This window comes from Shinella sp. BE166, assembly GCF_051201095.1.
Lineage (GTDB): Bacteria > Pseudomonadota > Alphaproteobacteria > Rhizobiales > Rhizobiaceae > Shinella > Shinella lacus.
This window is the reverse complement of sequence record NZ_JBPEHL010000004.1, coordinates 564,576-580,156: the sequence shown is the minus strand read 5'-3', so window position 1 is coordinate 580,156 and position 15,581 is coordinate 564,576. Positions and strand designations below refer to the sequence as shown.

Genomic DNA, 15,581 nt, shown 5'->3' with positions numbered 1-15,581 from the left:
TTTCAGATCGTGGAAGCGCAGCGCGCCAGGATGTCGAGATAGCCTTCAACCTTCCAGGCTGAGCGGCCGATGAAAAGCCCGTCGATGTTCGGGCAGGCGATCAGCTCCTCGCAGTTCTGCGGGTTGACCGAGCCGCCATAGAGGCAGGGAATGCGGCGGCCGAGAACGCTTTCCGCCACCTCGGCGATTTCGGCGTGACGCGCATCCGCATAATCCGCCGTCGCCGGAATGCCCTTTTCGCCGATCGCCCAGACGGGCTCATAGGCGAGCAGGATTTCCGCCTGTTTCTGCGTGCTGTCGAGCCGCGCAAGGGCGCCGCGCACCTGTTGCGCCAGCACCTCGGTCGCATGGCCGCCTTCACGGTCGGCGAGCGTTTCGCCGATGCAGATCAGCGGCACGAGGCCGTGGCGCACGGCGGCCTCCGTCTTGAGGCCGACCGTCTCGTCCGTCTCGCCAAAATGTTCGCGGCGCTCGGAATGGCCGAGTTCGACGATATCGAGGCCACAATCCTTCAGCATCACCGGCGAGACTTCGCCCGTCCACGCGCCTTCGTCGGCCCAATGCATGTTCTGCGCACCGACCTTGACGGAGGTGTTTTGGAGCATCGCCTTCACCTCACGCACGGCGGTAAACGGCGGGATGATGAAGCGCTGGATGCGCGGGTCGCGGTCGCCATCCGCGGCAGCGAGGCCTTCAGCAAAATGCTTCGCCTCCGCGAGCGTCTTGTTCATCTTCCAACTGGTGCCAACCCAGAACGTCATGTCGTTGTCTCCTTGGCAATCGTCACCACGGTCTTGCCGCCGCCGAGTTCGGCGGCGGTATCGTGGGGCAGGGGTTTGTCTGAAATGACCGTGTCGAATTCCGTGAGATCGGCCAGCACATGCAGCGCCGTATGGCCGAAGCGGCGGCTGTTGATCAGGAGGCAGGTCTGGCGGCTGGCGGTCATCATCGCCCGCTTGGCGCGTACCACCGCCTCGTCCATGTGATAGGCGAGCCGGCCGGAAGCGGCGGGGGCCGAAACGAAGGCGATGTCGGCGCGCAGGCGCGACAGCGCCTCTTCCGTGACGATGCCGAAATAGGCATTGAACTTTGCCGAATAGACGCCTCCGAGGCCGATCAGTGTCACCCCGGAAACGCCCTTCTGGCGCTCCATGATCGCCGCATTGTTCGTTATGAGCGTGATCGGCTTTTTGCCGGCCAGCACGTCGCCGAGCACGGAGGCCATCGAGCCGTCGTTGATCATGACGGTCATGCCGGGCTCGAACAGCTCCGCGGCGGCCTCTGCTAGCGCGCGCTTGACGTCGGCCTCCTGCAATTCGCGGAACCGGAAATCGCTCTCGAACTGGGTGCCGGCATCGATCGTCGCACCGCCACGCACCTTGCGCAGCACGCCGGCGCGCTCCAGATCGTCGAGGTCGCGGTGGATGGTCATCTTGGAGACGCCGAAGCGTGCCGCCATGTCGTCGAGTTCGACGGACCGGCTTTCGACCAGAAGGTTGATGATCTCCTGCCTGCGCTCTTCCCGTTTCACCGCGTTCTCCATCCTCACGCCGTGGAGAGGTCTATAACACCATTATTTGCAGAATATAACACAGATTTTGTGATTTTGTGATTTTCTTATGGGGTGCCTTGTAACAATGCGTGCGCCGTGCGCTCGTCCGTGATCAGCCCGTAGAGCTTGTTGCTGTGAAGCACGGCGCGGATGGCCTCCGTCTTCACCGGGCCGCCGGCAATGGCGACGATCCGGTCCTTGCCGTTCTCGGAGAAGGATGCGGAAAGCGTTCTCGCGGTCACCGACGTCTGTAGGATGCGGCCCCGGTTGTCGAAGAAATGGCCGAGCAGTTCGCCGACGCCGCCGAGGCTGGCGATCTCCTCCAGTTCATCCGCCTGCAACATGCCGGATTTCACGAGATGCGCCTGGTTGTCGACGGTGCCGATGCCGACAATCTTGAGATCGGCGCTGCGGGCAAGGTCGAACACTTCGCTGACGCCGCGCTGGGAGAGCAGCACCTCGCGATCCTCCTCCGTATTGGCGAAGAACGGCACGGGCATGACATAGGCCTGCGTGCCGGTCTTTTCGGCGAGGCGATGCATGACGTCATAGGGGTTGGCGGCGTAGTTACGGGTGAGGCCGCCGAGCAGCGAGACGAAGCGCGTGCCGCTCGCGCTGATGCGCGGCAGGTGGCGCACGGCGGCCGAGAGCGTGCGGCCATGGCCGAGGCCGATGACGGACGCCTCGCCGCGCTCGATCTCGCGCCGCAGGAAATTCGCGCCCGCCTGGCCGAGCGTCGTCAGCGCCAGCGGGTCGTCGTCGATATCGGGCGACACTTCGCAATAGTCGAGCCCGTAGCGGGTGGAAAGCGCGACCTCCAGGTTGGCGCATTCCGCGATGTCGCCGTCGATGCTGACTTTCACCACGCCTTCGGCGACCGCGCGCGCGATCAGCCGGTGCGCCTTTACCGAGGGAATCCCTAAGCGCTTGGCGACGGCGGACTGGGTGAACCCGCCGACATAGTGCAGCCAGGCGGCGCGGACGGCGAGGGAGTCTTCATTGTCGGTCATCAGCGATGTCCTGCCTTGCTTTGCAACCGGAAGCGGTTTTCAGGTCCGTCTTAGCAAGTGGCCGTCGGACGGTCAGCCCAGCTTGAGATCGGAAACGCCGGTATCGATATGGGGTGCCCAGAAGGCGATGCTTTCGGCGATCTGCGGAATGACCTCCCGGTCGTTCGGCTCACGCTCCTTGAAGGAGAGTTCCAGGCAGATTTCGTTGTCCACCGCGCCACCCTCCGCAAAGGCCTTGAGCAGTGGTTCCGGCTGGATGCGGCCCCTTGCGTTGAATTCGGCGGTGAACGGCCGGTGGCCACCCTTGTCCATCAGGCTCTGCTTGATGTGGATGATTGGCGAGATTTTCGGCACCGCGCGCGCCCAGGCATAGGGGTCGAAATCGTCCGGGTTGCTGGAGGTCACGTCGCCATGGTCGATATCGGCCATCATCCACATGGGGATCGCCATGTCCGCGGCGGTGAGGCGATCCTGAAGCTTCACGCATTCGGCAATGGTCTCGCCGAATTCCCGGCCGATGCTCATCGGCTCCCAGAAGACATAGGAAAGCCCGGCGCCTTTCGCATGCTCGGCGACTTCGGCCCAGCAGTCGATGGCGATCCGGATCAGTTCCTCGCGGCGCGCCGGATCATCGAAGTCCTTGTAGGTGAAGATGGCAAACTGGGTGCCGACGGAGGTGCCGCCGAGATCGCCGATGATGTCGGCAAAGGTCTTGAACCAGTCGATATAGTAGCGCCGCACATCCGCATCCGGGTGGCCGAAATGGTTGAGCCGGCCGTAAGGGCCGGTCATGCCGGAGGTCACGCGCACGCCGGTGCGCTGGAGCGCCCTGTCCATCTGCCGCGTCAGCCGGCGGATCGTCGAAGCGTTCCAGCTCGGGTTGATGAATTCATGCGTCAACTGGAGATCGCGCAGGCGCAGGTCGCGCGCGACCGTCTCGATCAGGTCGTCGGGATCGGCGAAGCGGTTGACCAGCGGATTGGTGTTGAGCGAAAGCGTCAGCGGCATGGTCGTCCTCAGGCGGCGGCAAGGCGGGCGGAATGGAACCAGTCGGCGAAGGCCGCACGCTCGGCTTCCGTCAGGTGCAGGTAATGTTTGGTGCGGCGGTAGAGGATGTCCTCGGCCCTCTGCGCCCATTCGGTCGCAACGAGATAGCGCGCTTCCGCCTCGTAGAACTGCCCGCCGAAATGCCGGCCGAGGCCTTCAAGACTGGTGGCGCCGGCAACGACATTCTTTGCCCGCGTGCCATAGAGGCGACCGTAGTGGTGCACCAGCTTGCGCGGCATCCAGGGATAGGTGTCGCGCAGGCTGTTGGCGAAGGTTTCGTAGTCGGCTCCAGGCATGTCGCCGCCAGGAAGCGGCGCCTTTTCCGTCCAGTCGCCGCCCATGTTCGGGAAGATGTGCTTGAGGCGATGCAGGCCGCGTTCGGCAAGCTCGCGGAAGGTTGTAATCTTGCCGCCGAAGACGTTGAGCAGCGGCGCGCCGCCGGTCTCGTCGAGGTCGAAGACATAGTCGCGGGTGACGGCGGAAGGGTTGCCCTTGCCGTCGTCGAACAGCGGGCGCACGCCGGAGAAGGAATGCAGCACATCCTGCCGGCGCAGCTTTTCCTTGAAATAGCGGTTCACCGCCTTGAGCAGGTAGTCGATTTCCGTCTCGTCGGCGGAGACATCCTCGGCGCGGCCTTCGTAAGCGATATCCGTGGTGCCGATCAGCGCCTTGTCGCCCTCATAGGGGTTGATGAAGATGACGCGCTTGTCGTGGTTCTGCACCAGGTAGGCATTCGCGCCCGCCCAGAATTTCGGAACGATGATGTGGCTGCCCTTGACGAGGCGCACGTTGCGGCTGGAGTTGGAGCCGGCGACGCGGTTGATGACGTCGGAGACCCAGGGGCCGGCGCAGTTGACGAGGCACTTGGCGCGGAAGGTGCGGGTTTCGCCCGTCACGCTGTTATTTGTGGTGACGCTCCAGGCGCCATTCTCGCGGCGGGCGGAGACGGTGGGCGAGCGGGTCAGCACCACGGCGCCTTTTTCCGCAGCACCCACGGCGTTCAGGGTCACGAGACGCGCGTCGTCCACCCAGCAATCGGAATATTCGAAGCCGCGGGCATATTGATCGAGGATCGGCGTGCCTTCCGGGTCGCGGGCGAGGTTCAGCGTGCGGGTGCCGGGCAGCTTCCTGCGGCCGCCGAGATGGTCGTAGAGGAACAGGCCCAGCCGCACCAGCCAGGCCGGGCGATCCTCCGGGCTGTGTGGCAGCACGAAGCGCATCGGCCAGATGATGTGCGGTGCTGCGTTGAGCAGCACCTCGCGCTCGATCAGCGCCTCGCGCACCAGCCGGAATTCGTAATATTCGAGGTAGCGCAGGCCGCCATGCACCAGCTTGCCGGAGCGCGAGGAGGTGCCTTCCGCCAGATCGTCCTTTTCGCTGAGGACGACGGAAAGGCCGCGGCCCGCCGCATCGCGCGCGATGCCGGCGCCGTTGATGCCGCCGCCGATCACGAAGAGGTCAATAAGCTCGGGCTCGTTCATCAAAGTCTCCTTCGGCACCCCTTGGGAAGGCGCAATCGTCATTCGTGTCAGCGCGCGGCCAAGATGTCCCAGGCGGGCGCGATGCCCCGGCGGACATCAGCATAGGCGGCAAAGAGGCGCGTCATGCGTTCGGTGTCTTCGGCTTTCGGCTTTTCAGCCTCGCCGAGCTCGGGGGTCACCCAGTCGGCGATGCAATCGTCCATGGTGCGGTAGGCGCCGATGGCGACCGCGGCCATCATCGAGGCGCCGGCCGCACCCGCCTCCTCGCGAAGGCTCATGCGGACGGGCGCACCAAGGGCAGCACCCAGCGTGCTGCGCAGCGCCGCCGAGCGGGCGGCGCCACCGCTGACACGAAGCTCCGGCGGAAGGGTGCCCATCGCCGCGTAACAATCGCGCGTTGCCATGCCGAGGCCCTCGACGACGGCGCGCACGAGGTCCGGATAGCGGTGGCGGCTGGCAAGGCCGGTGAAGTTGGCGCGCGCCCGCGCATTGACGAAGGGGCCGCGCTCGCCGGCCTCGGAAATATAGGGGTGGTAGAGAATGTTGCCCGGCTTGCTTGCGGCAAACCACGGATCGACGCGCGCAATCATCTCGTTGAGGCTGACGGTGACGCCGAACTCGCCAAGAAGGTCGGCGCCAAGCTGGAGCAGCCAGTCGAGGTTGATCGTGGCACCCATGTTCGTCTGCACCTGGGTGACGACGCCCGGGATGGGGAGCGCAATGACATAGCCGGTGCGCTCGGCATTCAGCACGACCTCGGAGACGGATTTGGCGAGGAGGTGCACGCCGGTCGAGCCGATGGCGGAGCAGGCGGCGTTGCGGCCTTCGCTGCGCACGCCGGCGCCGAGCGCCGTCATGCACATATCGACATAGCCGAGGCAGACGGGCGTGCCGGCTTTCAGTCCCGAGGCGGCTGCGGCTTCCGCCGTCAGCGGATGCGTAGTCTCCGTGCCTTCGATCACCTCCGGCAGCAGGGCGCGGCGGTGCGTCAGGCCGAGGGCGGCCAGCACGTCGCTGTCATAACAACGGGTGCGGAAATTGCCGAAGGTGAAGCTCACTTCGGAAGGGTCGGTGGCGCGGATGCCGGTCAGGTTCAGGTAGAGCCAGTCCTTGCAGTGCATCGCCGTCTCGGCGCCGGCCAGCAGCTCCGGGAAATAACGGTCCATATGGGCGAGCTGTGTGCCCTGCTGGCAGGTGTTGAGGCCCGTACCGGTCGCCTCGAACCGTGCGCGGTCGGCCTCGGTCGCGGCCAGCCGTTCGACGGTGGGTGCCGCACGGGCATCGAGCCACAGCCAGGCGTCGCCGGCCGGACGGTTGCCGGCGCCGACGAGCCAGGTGCCGTCGCCCTGGGCGGTGATGGCGATCGCGGCGGTGCGCTCGGCGAGGCCTTCGACCTTGTCAGCGAGCCCGCGCAAGGCGCGCGTGCAGTCGAGCCATGTCTGGTCGAGGGATTGCGTGACCGAGCCGTCATCGCCGGTGGTATAGGTGTTGCGCACGGAGGCGCTGGCGACCTGGCGGCCGGCGAGCGTGAAGGCGACGGCCTTCATGACGGAGGTGCCGGCGTCGATGCCGATGATGAGGTCTGCGCGTTCAGTCATGCCTGTTGCTCCACGGACCGCACGACGACGCACGTCGCTTCGCCTGACCCGAAACAGAGCATGATTTCCTCCCGAAATTCTCTCGCGAAAGTGCGCGTGGTCCCTTTGTACCGCAGAGCAGAGGTCCTGCGACCTGTTTCAGAGGATTTACCACGGGCCTCCCGGACCTCATAACGAACATAACACAAAGATACCTTATGTCTCGTAAAATTTTGCGCACCAAGAATTTTTTTTCAGGTATGATAGAGGGAGGAAATAAGAGCGCCTGGTGGCTTCTTTCGTCGGGCGCTGCCGTCGCCAACCGTCGCTGCGCTTGGCGGAATGGTGCTTCAATCGTAATGAAATTCAGATTTTTATCTAATAAAACCTGATAGTTGTTCCACTTATCTTTCGGTTCGTTGGAGTGTTTCGCGTACAGTGAGCCTCTGCACCGGGCGTTCATTTCAATGCGCTGGTTCGCCTTTTTATGACGAAATAGTGAGCATATGATCGAAGCCTAAGCGAAAAAGCCCAATTGACAGGCTGTGTTAATTTAACATATACACTGCGACATATAACATGCAGATATCGCAACTGCGAAGATGTGTGCAATGCAGCGCAAGGCGGGTGAGGAGACCTGGCCGGCGCCGTTCATGGGGAGGTCATCATGACATGGTCTTTACGGAAGAGAGCGATGCCTGGGCGCTGCGCTGCGCGTCCACCCGAGGGCCTGCCTATGTCATCGGCCTGTCGCCGGCATCCCCGCTGAAACCGTCCATCCCATCCAAGGCCAATCGACATGACTGACACCACGATTTCCAAATCGCCCCAGCCCGCGAAAAGCTATCGCTGGATCGGTGGCGTCGCCGTCGTCGCGCTGGTCGTGGCCATGGCGCTCGACACGACGATCGTGCAGATCGGTTCCGAAAGGGACGTGCAGGTGCAGCGGTTCTCGCCAGAAGCGTTCGGAACCGAGCAGTTCCCGCTGATCAAGCAGAGCGTCGAGACGCGCGCCGTCGAGGCCGCGGAACTGGCGCAGGCGATCACCGCCGACAAGAAGGCGGCGGGCGAAAAATACGGTGTGGCGACCTCCGTCGGCCCGGTCTTCCCGGTCAAGTTTACCGGCGTCGTCGGCGAGCGCAAGGCGAACTACAACGTGGTCGCCGTCGAGGGCCTTCCCGCCGAGCTGACGCTGCGCGTGCAGACCGGCCCGGCGCTGAACGGCACAGACCTGCGGGATGCGACGGGCCAGATCGAATTCGGCCAGTTCAAGAACCAGATCGAATACCAGGATGCCGGCTCGGCCATCAACAACGAGGTCAAGAAGGTCGTGCTCGGCAGCCTCGATCCGGCGGCGCTCACCGGCAAGACCGTGACGGTCATCGGCGTCTTCAAGCTCGTCAATCCGAAGAGCTGGATCGTCACCCCCGTGAGGATCGACGTCCAATGAGTGCGCTCGATGGCTCGTATCAGAAGGGTGAAGTCGTTCTCGCCGCGCGCAACGTGGCGAAGGCCTATGGCAATATCCATGCCCTCAAGGGCGTGAACTTCGACATTCACCGCGGCCAGGTGACGACGCTGTTCGGCGAGAACGGCGCCGGCAAGTCGACGCTGATGAAAATTCTCTCCGGCGTGGTGCAGCCCACTTCCGGCGAGATCGTCCTAGATGGAGAGCCAATCGTTTTCGCGTCATCCTCCCAAGCACGTGATCGCGGTATCTCCATCATCCATCAGGAGCTGAGCCTCGCTCCCAACATGAACGTGCGCGACAACATCTTCATGGGTCGCGAGATCATGACGGCGACGGGCGTGGACTTCGCGGAAGAAGAGCGCCAGACGCGCCTCCTGATGGCTGAATTGGAAGAGAATATCGATCCGCTGACCCCCGTCGAGGACCTGCGCCTCGGCCAGCAGCAGATCGTCGAGATTGCGCGCGCCCTTTCGGTCAATTCGCGCATCCTGATCATGGACGAGCCGACCTCGGCGCTGTCGGCCACGGAAGTGGAAGTGCTGTTCAAGGTCATCCGCGACCTCACGGGCCGCGGCGTATCGATCGTCTATATCTCGCATCATCTGGAAGAGGCCTTGCAGATCACCCACCATGCGGTGGTGCTGCGCGACGGCGCGATGACGGCCTATGCCGAGCGCAAGGACATCGATCTCGAATGGATCGTGCGCCACATGGTCGGCGACAATTTCGACCTCGGCTCGCCGCCGACCGGCTACGAGAAGGGCGATGTCGCGCTGTCGATCGAGGGCATCACCGTGCCGGATCCGGCGGGCGCCGGCTATTCGGTGGTGGACGGGCTGTCGCTCTCGGTGCGCGCCGGCGAGATCGTCTGCATCTATGGCCTGATGGGCGCAGGGCGCACGGAACTGCTCGAAGCGGTTGCCGGCCGCCTGAAGGCATCTGCCGGCAAGGTCGTGCTGAAGGGCCGGGACGTTACCGGGCAGTCGATTGCCAGCTGCATTCGCGATGGCCTCGTTCTGGTGCCGGAAGACCGGCAGCGCGACGGCCTCGTGCAGACCATGACGGTCGGCCGCAACCTTTCGCTTGCCAGCATCGGCGCCTTCACGCGCCGCCTCTTCACCTCCACGTCGCGCGAGGCGGGGCTGGTCGGCGAGGCGATCCGCAAGGTGCATATCAAGACGGATGGCGGCGGCGCGCCGATCGGCTCGCTCTCCGGCGGCAACCAGCAGAAGGTGGTCATCGGCAAGATGCTGGCGACCGATCCCGAAGTCATCCTGCTCGACGAGCCGAGCCGCGGCATCGATATTGGCGCCAAGGCGGAAGTCTTCAAGCTTCTCGCCGAGCGCGCAAGGCAAGGGCTTGCCGTCGTCTACACCACCTCCGAGGTCGGCGAGTGCCTGAGCATCGCGCACCGCATCCTCGTCATGCGGCGCGGCCGCATCTCCGCAGAATTCGGTCCTGATGTGACCAAGGAACAGATCATGGCCGCCTCTGGCGAAGCCGTGCATGCCCATTAGGAGCGCTGAAGCAATGTCAGTCACACCTGCAATCGACACAAAGGCAGCGGTTCGCGGCGGCAAGCGCAAGAAGGGCTTTGTCGAGCTTCTGTTCGAAGGCCGCGCCTTCTTCGCCCTCATCGCCATCATCGTGGTCTTCTCGGCCATGTCGCCGAATTACCTGACGGTCAGCAACTTCCTGATCATGGCCTCGCATGTGGCGATCTTCGGCCTCTTGGCGATCGGCATGCTGCTCGTCATCCTGAATGGCGGCATCGATCTGTCGGTCGGCTCGACGCTCGGCCTTGCCGGTGTGGTCGCGGGCTTCCTCATGCAGGGCGTGACGATCCCGCAGATCGGCGTCATCCTCTATCCGTCGGTCTGGGTGGTGGTCGTGCTCACCTGCCTGCTCGGCGCTGTCGTCGGCGCGGTCAATGGTGTGCTGATCGCCTATCTGCGCGTCCCCGCCTTCGTCGCGACGCTCGGCGTGCTCTATGTCGCCCGCGGCATCGCGCTGCTCATGACCAACGGCCTCACCTACAACAATCTCGGCGGCCGCCCGGAGCTTGGCAACACCGGCTTCGACTGGCTCGGCTTCAACCGGCTGGCCGGCGTGCCGATCGGCGTGCTCGTGCTCCTCGTCTTCGCCGTCGCCTGCCACATCCTGCTTGCCCGCACGGCCTTCGGCCGGTGGCTCTACTCGTCGGGCGGCAACGAGCGCGCGGCGGAACTTTCCGGTGTGCCGGTGAAGCGCGTGAAGATCGCCGTCTATGTGCTGTCAGGCATCTGCGCGGCCGTTGCTGGCCTCGTGCTCTCCTCGCAGCTCACCTCCGCAGGCCCCACGGCCGGAACCACCTACGAGCTGACGGCGATTGCCGCCGTCGTCATCGGTGGCGCGGCGCTGACCGGCGGTCGCGGCACGGTGATCGGCACGATGCTCGGCGCCTTCGTCATCGGCTTCCTGTCGGACGGTCTCGTGATCATCGGTGTCTCGGCCTACTGGCAGACGGTTTTCACCGGCGCCGTGATCGTCACCGCCGTCCTGCTCAACAGCCTGAAATACGGCCGCCGCTAAGGAGCGACGGCTGACTGGAACCGACCGCGACCGGGAGAGGTGGATCGATGATCGGCCTGGCAGCGGAAAGTATTGCCGATAATCGGCGCAACCGGGCTCGACAAAGGGCCGGCCTCAACAAAGGGAGTGAGACCATGTTCAAAAAAGGTATGCGTGTACTCTTCGCAGCAACTGCCGCTCTGCCGCTGCTGTTCAGCACCGCCTGGGCCGAAGGCCTGATCACCGTCATCGTCAACGATCCGTCGAACCCCTACTGGTTCACGGAAGGCGAAGTCGCCAAGAAGACGGCCGAAAGCCTTGGCTACACGGCCAATGTCGGTGCCCACAAGGGTGACACCAACACCGAAAGCAACCTGATCGACACCGCGATCACCAACAAGTCGGTCGCGATCATTCTCGACCCGGCCAATGCCGATGGTTCGGTCGGCGCGGTCAAGAAGGCCGTTGCGGCCGGCATCCCGGTCATCCTCGTCAATGCCGAGATCAACCAGGAAGGCCTCGCCAAGGCGCAGCTCGTTTCGAACAACGCCCAGGGCGCAGCGCTTGGTGCCCAGCAGTGGGTCGAAGCGGTCGGCGACAAGGGCAAGTATGTCGAGCTCTTCGGCGCTCCCTCCGACAACAACGCCGCAACGCGCTCGAACGGTTACGAAACCGTCCTGACGCAGTACCCGGATCTCGAAAAGTCCGGCAAGGAAGTGGCTGACTGGGATCGCACCAAAGGCCATGCCAAGATGCAGTCGCTGCTTCAGGCAAACCCGGACATCATCGGCGTGATCAGCGGCAATGACGAAATGGCGCTCGGTGCCATCGCCGCTCTCAAGGAAGCCGGCAAGCTGGAACAGGTGAAGGTCGGCGGTTTCGACGGTTCGCCGGATGCCGTCGCCGCCATCAAGGCTGGCGAACTGCAGTACACCGTGCTCCAGCCGGTCGCCGTCTTCTCGGAAGCTGCCGTCAAGCAGGCCGACAACGTGATCAAGAACGGCTCCACCGGTGTCGACACCGAAAAGCAGCTCTTCGATTGCCTGCTGATCACCAAGGACAATGTCGACAAGTACACCGCTCCCTTCGTCCTGAGCGAATAATCGAGACCGGGAGCGCCTTTCGGGGCGCTCCCATTTCGCACCCGGGTCGTCCGGGGCCAGCTTGGCATTTTCCTTGCCGCCCGATACGAGATACGAAACGCTATCCTCGAAGCATGGCAGGGTCTTCCCGTGAACAAGAAAGTAGACGTCAAGAATTTGCTTTCGGAGGAGCTGCCGAGCGACAGCCGCCATGCGCGCCAGCTCGTGCGCCGCCAGATGATCGCCGAGACGGTCATCGCCGAAGGCTCCATCCGCATCGAGGACCTGACCGAGCGTTTCGGCATCAGCCTGATGACGGCGCACCGCGATGTCGACGAGCTCGTCAGCCGCGGTCTTTTCCGCAAGACGCGCGGCATCGTGTCCGCAGCGCCCACCAGCCTCATCGAATCCTCCGACGTCTACCGCGCGACGAGGCAGGCGAAGGAAAAGAAGGCGATCGCCCGCGCCGCCATGAGCTTCGTCGAACCCGGCCAGGCGATCTTCCTCGACGATGCGACCACCGTGCATGAGATGACGGCGTTCCTTCCCGCCAAGGTGCCGCTGACGGTCATCACCAATTCGCTCGTGCTCATCAACGAATTGAAGGACGTCAATGACGTCAACCTGATCTGTCTCGGCGGGCAGTTCTACAATTGGTGCAACGCCTTCATGGGGCATATCACCACCAACGAAATCCGCCGGCTACGGGCGGATACGGTCTTCATGTCGCTCTCGGCCATTGTCGACGACGTGGTCTATCACCAGTCGCCGGAGACGGTGGCGACCAAGCGGGCGATGTTTGAAAGCTCTGCCCGGCGCGTGCTTCTAGCCGATCACACCAAGTTCGAGCGGCGCGCGCTCCACCACTTCTCGACGCTCGAAGAGTTCGACGCGGTGATCGTCGACGAGGATATCCCGATCTCCCACCTCTCGCGCATGCGCGCCAAGGGCATCAACGTCATCGTGGCGGACGGCGAGCGCGCTGGCTGACCGTTTGCGGGTTTGCCCTTTTCTCCATGCGGCCGATGTTGCATCTTCGCGGCTCAATGGCAGGCAAGGAGCAGACCCATGACCAAGATCGTCGATGATCCCGAGACTTTTGCGTCCGCGGCCTTGGCAGGGTTTTCGCGCGTCTATGGGCGCTATGTCCGGCTGGTGAAGGGCGGCGTGGTGCGCGCCACCGCGGTGCCGCGCGGCAAGGTGTCGGTCATCGTCGGCGGCGGCTCCGGGCACTATCCGGCCTTTGCCGGTTATGTCGGGCCGGGCATGGCTGATGCGGCGGTGGCCGGCGAAATCTTCGCCTCGCCCTCCACGGCGGCGGTCGCGCGGGTCTGCCGCAATGCGGACTATGGCGGCGGCATCATCCTCGGTTTCGGCAACTATGCCGGCGACGTGCTGAATTTCGGCGTCGCGGCGGAACGGCTACGGGCGGAAGGCATCAATGTCCGCATCGTCACGGTGACGGACGACGTGGCGAGTGCACCGGCGGACAGCCATTTGCAGCGCCGCGGCATTGCCGGCGATTTCGTCGTCTTCAAGGTGGCGGGGGCGGCTGCCGAGTCGGGTCTCGCTATCGACGACGTGGAACGCGTGACGCGGCTTGCCAACGCCCGCACCTTCTCCTTTGGCGTCGCCTTCGGCGGCTGCACGCTGCCGGGCGCCACCGAGCCGCTGTTCACCGTACCGAAGGGCATGATGGCGCTCGGCCTGGGCATCCATGGCGAGCCCGGCATTCGGGATGCGCGCATCGTGCCGGCGGGAGAACTGGCGAAACTGCTCGTGGAAACCGTGCTGACCGAGCGCCCGGCCGGTGCCCGCCGCGCTGCCGTGCTTCTGAACGGTCTCGGCGCCACCAAATACGAGGAACTCTTCGTTCTCTGGGGCGCCGTCGAAAGCCAGTTGCAGGCGGCCGGTGTGGATCTCATCGCGCCGGAGGTCGGCGAATATGTGACGAGCCTCGACATGCAAGGTTGCTCGCTCACCGTGATGTGGCTCGACGAGGAGTTGGAGCGCTACTGGCTGGCGCCCTGCGATACGCCCGTCTTCCGCCGCGGCGAGACGTTTGCGACCGAGCCGGCTGAATTCAAGGCGAATGCGGAAGACGAGGCGCCGACCTTCGCCCTGGCCTCCGGTGCCTCGCGCGAAAGCGCCCGCTGCCTTGCCGGCATTCTCGATACGATGGTGTCCGTACTCTCCGAGGCGGAGGCAGAACTGGGGCGGATCGACGCCTTTGCCGGCGATGGCGACCATGGCCAGGGCATGCGGCGCGGGGCCAATGCCGCCCGTGACGCCATCAACCAGGCCGTTGCGAGCGGTGCCGGCGCGAAAAGCGCACTCGCCGTGGCGGGTGACGCCTGGGCGGATCGCGCCGGCGGGACGTCGGGTGCGATCTGGGGCCTGCTGTTGCGTTCCTGGAGTTCGGCCTTCGCCGATGACAAGGCCGTTGGGGATGCGGATGTCGTGCGTGGCGCGCGTCTTGCGCTCGACGACGTCATGCGGCTCGGCGGCGCGCGGCCGGGTGACAAGACGCTGGTCGATGCCTTCCTGCCCTTCGTCGCGGCGCTGGAAACCGCCCGGAAGGATGGCCTCTCCCTGAAGGAGGCGTGGCACAAGGCGAGCATCACCTGTGACGAGGCGGCCCAGGCAACCGCGCCGCTGACGCCGCGGCTCGGCCGCGCGCGCCCGCTCGCCGAGCGCAGCATCGGCCACCCCGACGCCGGCGCGGTCTCGCTAGCCCTTATCGCGAAGGCGATTGCCGCGCGCCTTTAAGGCGCTTCCATCGAATTGATTGTGAAGGTGCACCGAACGTCTTGCGACGTTCGGCATCGCGGCGTCGCGTGCATGCACCTATTACACTCACTATAACATCACATATTTTTAGATGCGCTTATTGACATGTTATACCAGTTGGGAAATATAGGCTCACACCGGGCGACCGGGGAAGGAAATGCATTCAGGGAGGTCTTCGATGACATCGATCGCGCTGTTCGGTGCCGGTGGCAAAATGGGCTATCGGCTCGCCAAGAATCTCAAGGGTTCGCGCTTCGATGTTCGCCACATCGAGGTGAGCGACGCCGGCAAGGCGCGGCTCGCCGATGATCTCGGCCTCGCCTGCGTTTCCGCCGATGAGGGTCTCGCCAGCGCTGACGTCGTCATCCTCGCGGTTCCGGATACGGCGATCGGCAAGGTCGCGGCCGGCATCGCCGACAAACTGAAGCCGGGCACGATGGTCGTGGCGCTCGATGCCGCCGCACCCTTTGCTGGCCACCTGCCGGAGCGCGCGGACCTCACCTATTTCGTCACGCATCCCTGCCATCCGCCGATCTTCAACGACGAGACGGACCCATCCGCCAAGCGTGACTTCTTCGGCGGCATCGCTGCCAAGCAGCACATCGTTTCCGCGCTGATGCAGGGGCCGGAAGAGGCCTATGCGCTCGGCGAGGAGATCGCCAAGGCCATCTGGGCGCCGGTCATGCGTTCGCACCGTGTCACGGTCGAGCAGATGGCGCTCCTGGAGCCCGGTCTGTCCGAAACCGTCTGCGCCTCGCTGCTCGTCGTCATGCGCGAAGCCATGGACGAATGCGTGCGCCGCGGCGTTGCCAAGGAGGCCGCGCGCGACTTCCTGCTTGGCCACATGAACGTGCTCGGCGCCGTGATCTTCGAGGAGACGCCGGGCGTGTTCTCCGATGCCTGCAACAAGGCGATCGAATTCGGCAAGCCGGTGCTGATGAAGGACGACTGGAAGCGGGTCTTCGAGCCCGCGGAAATCGCCGCCAGCATCCAGCGCATCACCTGATTTCCGGCGGGTTTT

General features: G+C 64.3%; 13 protein-coding genes. 7 read left to right on the top strand and 6 right to left on the bottom strand.

Features of this window, described 5'->3' with window-relative positions; translation table 11 throughout:
• Nucleotides 1–2 precede the first annotated feature (2 nt).
• The 6 genes from J2Y63_RS13525 to J2Y63_RS13500 all read right to left on the bottom strand — a co-directional run bounded on the left by J2Y63_RS13525 (nt 3) and on the right by J2Y63_RS13500 (nt 6,688).
• Nucleotides 3–761, bottom strand: a complete 759-nt coding sequence (locus J2Y63_RS13525) for a triose-phosphate isomerase (RefSeq protein WP_435266486.1) — start codon at nt 759–761, stop codon at nt 3–5.
• Nucleotides 758–1,531: a DeoR/GlpR family DNA-binding transcription regulator gene (locus J2Y63_RS13520; RefSeq protein WP_435266485.1), complete on the bottom strand. Its 774-nt coding sequence runs from the start codon at nt 1,529–1,531 to the stop codon at nt 758–760. Before J2Y63_RS13520 ends, J2Y63_RS13525 begins: the two co-directional genes overlap by 4 nt.
• Nucleotides 1,532–1,617: 86 nt before the next feature.
• Nucleotides 1,618–2,562 (bottom strand): sugar-binding transcriptional regulator, encoded by a 945-nt coding sequence (locus J2Y63_RS13515; protein ID WP_435266484.1) that lies wholly within the window; start codon nt 2,560–2,562, stop codon nt 1,618–1,620.
• A 72-nt stretch (nt 2,563–2,634) separates the two neighbouring features.
• Nucleotides 2,635–3,570, bottom strand: a complete 936-nt coding sequence (locus tag J2Y63_RS13510) for a sugar phosphate isomerase/epimerase family protein (protein ID WP_435266483.1) — start codon at nt 3,568–3,570, stop codon at nt 2,635–2,637.
• Between the two features lie 8 nt (nt 3,571–3,578).
• Nucleotides 3,579–5,090: a glycerol-3-phosphate dehydrogenase gene (locus J2Y63_RS13505; RefSeq protein WP_435266482.1), complete on the bottom strand. Its 1,512-nt coding sequence runs from the start codon at nt 5,088–5,090 to the stop codon at nt 3,579–3,581.
• A 47-nt stretch (nt 5,091–5,137) separates the two neighbouring features.
• The gene (locus J2Y63_RS13500) at nt 5,138–6,688 is read right to left on the bottom strand and encodes an FGGY-family carbohydrate kinase (RefSeq protein WP_435266481.1); all 1,551 of its coding nucleotides are present in this window, start codon (nt 6,686–6,688) and stop codon (nt 5,138–5,140) included.
• Nucleotides 6,689–7,466: 778 nt separating this feature from the next.
• Here J2Y63_RS13500 and J2Y63_RS13495 point away from each other — a divergent pair.
• The 7 genes from J2Y63_RS13495 (at nt 7,467) to J2Y63_RS13465 (ending at nt 15,566) form a co-directional block, all read left to right on the top strand.
• On the top strand, nt 7,467–8,117 hold the full coding sequence (locus J2Y63_RS13495) for a DUF2291 family protein (RefSeq protein WP_435266480.1): 651 nt from the start codon (nt 7,467–7,469) through the stop codon (nt 8,115–8,117).
• Nucleotides 8,114–9,655, top strand: a complete 1,542-nt coding sequence (locus J2Y63_RS13490; protein WP_256119682.1) for a sugar ABC transporter ATP-binding protein — start codon at nt 8,114–8,116, stop codon at nt 9,653–9,655. The genes J2Y63_RS13495 and J2Y63_RS13490 overlap by 4 nt, the downstream gene beginning before the upstream one ends.
• A 13-nt stretch (nt 9,656–9,668) precedes the next feature.
• Nucleotides 9,669–10,709: an ABC transporter permease gene (locus tag J2Y63_RS13485; RefSeq protein WP_256119683.1), complete on the top strand. Its 1,041-nt coding sequence runs from the start codon at nt 9,669–9,671 to the stop codon at nt 10,707–10,709.
• A 134-nt stretch (nt 10,710–10,843) separates the two neighbouring features.
• Nucleotides 10,844–11,791 carry a D-ribose ABC transporter substrate-binding protein gene (locus tag J2Y63_RS13480; protein WP_256119684.1) on the top strand — a complete coding sequence of 316 codons (948 nt, stop codon included), beginning with the start codon at nt 10,844–10,846 and terminating at the stop codon, nt 11,789–11,791.
• A 129-nt stretch (nt 11,792–11,920) separates the two neighbouring features.
• Complete coding sequence (locus J2Y63_RS13475) at nt 11,921–12,760, top strand: DeoR/GlpR family DNA-binding transcription regulator (protein WP_435266479.1); 840 nt, start codon at nt 11,921–11,923, stop codon at nt 12,758–12,760.
• Nucleotides 12,761–12,838: 78 nt separating this feature from the next.
• Entirely contained in the window at nt 12,839–14,539 is a 1,701-nt protein-coding gene (locus J2Y63_RS13470; RefSeq protein WP_435266478.1) for a dihydroxyacetone kinase family protein, read from the top strand.
• Between the two features lie 199 nt (nt 14,540–14,738).
• On the top strand, nt 14,739–15,566 hold the full coding sequence (locus J2Y63_RS13465) for a phosphogluconate dehydrogenase C-terminal domain-containing protein (RefSeq protein ID WP_435266477.1): 828 nt from the start codon (nt 14,739–14,741) through the stop codon (nt 15,564–15,566).
• The last annotated feature ends 15 nt before the right edge of the window (nt 15,567–15,581 follow it).

Excerpts from the sequence above, each read along its gene's own strand:
- J2Y63_RS13525 (WP_435266486.1), bottom strand. The coding sequence starts at position 761 with ATGACGTTCTGGGTTGGCACCAGTTGGAAGATGAACAAGACGCTCGCG.
- J2Y63_RS13515 (WP_435266484.1), bottom strand. The coding sequence starts at position 2,562 with ATGACCGACAATGAAGACTCCCTCGCCGTCCGCGCCGCCTGGCTGCAC.
- J2Y63_RS13510 (WP_435266483.1), bottom strand. The coding sequence starts at position 3,570 with ATGCCGCTGACGCTTTCGCTCAACACCAATCCGCTGGTCAACCGCTTC.
- J2Y63_RS13505 (WP_435266482.1), bottom strand. The coding sequence starts at position 5,090 with ATGAACGAGCCCGAGCTTATTGACCTCTTCGTGATCGGCGGCGGCATC.
- J2Y63_RS13500 (WP_435266481.1), bottom strand. The coding sequence starts at position 6,688 with ATGACTGAACGCGCAGACCTCATCATCGGCATCGACGCCGGCACCTCC.
- J2Y63_RS13495 (WP_435266480.1), top strand. The coding sequence starts at position 7,467 with ATGACTGACACCACGATTTCCAAATCGCCCCAGCCCGCGAAAAGCTAT.
- J2Y63_RS13490 (WP_256119682.1), top strand. The coding sequence starts at position 8,114 with ATGAGTGCGCTCGATGGCTCGTATCAGAAGGGTGAAGTCGTTCTCGCC.
- J2Y63_RS13485 (WP_256119683.1), top strand. The coding sequence starts at position 9,669 with ATGTCAGTCACACCTGCAATCGACACAAAGGCAGCGGTTCGCGGCGGC.
- J2Y63_RS13480 (WP_256119684.1), top strand. The coding sequence starts at position 10,844 with ATGTTCAAAAAAGGTATGCGTGTACTCTTCGCAGCAACTGCCGCTCTG.
- J2Y63_RS13470 (WP_435266478.1), top strand. The coding sequence starts at position 12,839 with ATGACCAAGATCGTCGATGATCCCGAGACTTTTGCGTCCGCGGCCTTG.
- J2Y63_RS13465 (WP_435266477.1), top strand. The coding sequence starts at position 14,739 with ATGACATCGATCGCGCTGTTCGGTGCCGGTGGCAAAATGGGCTATCGG.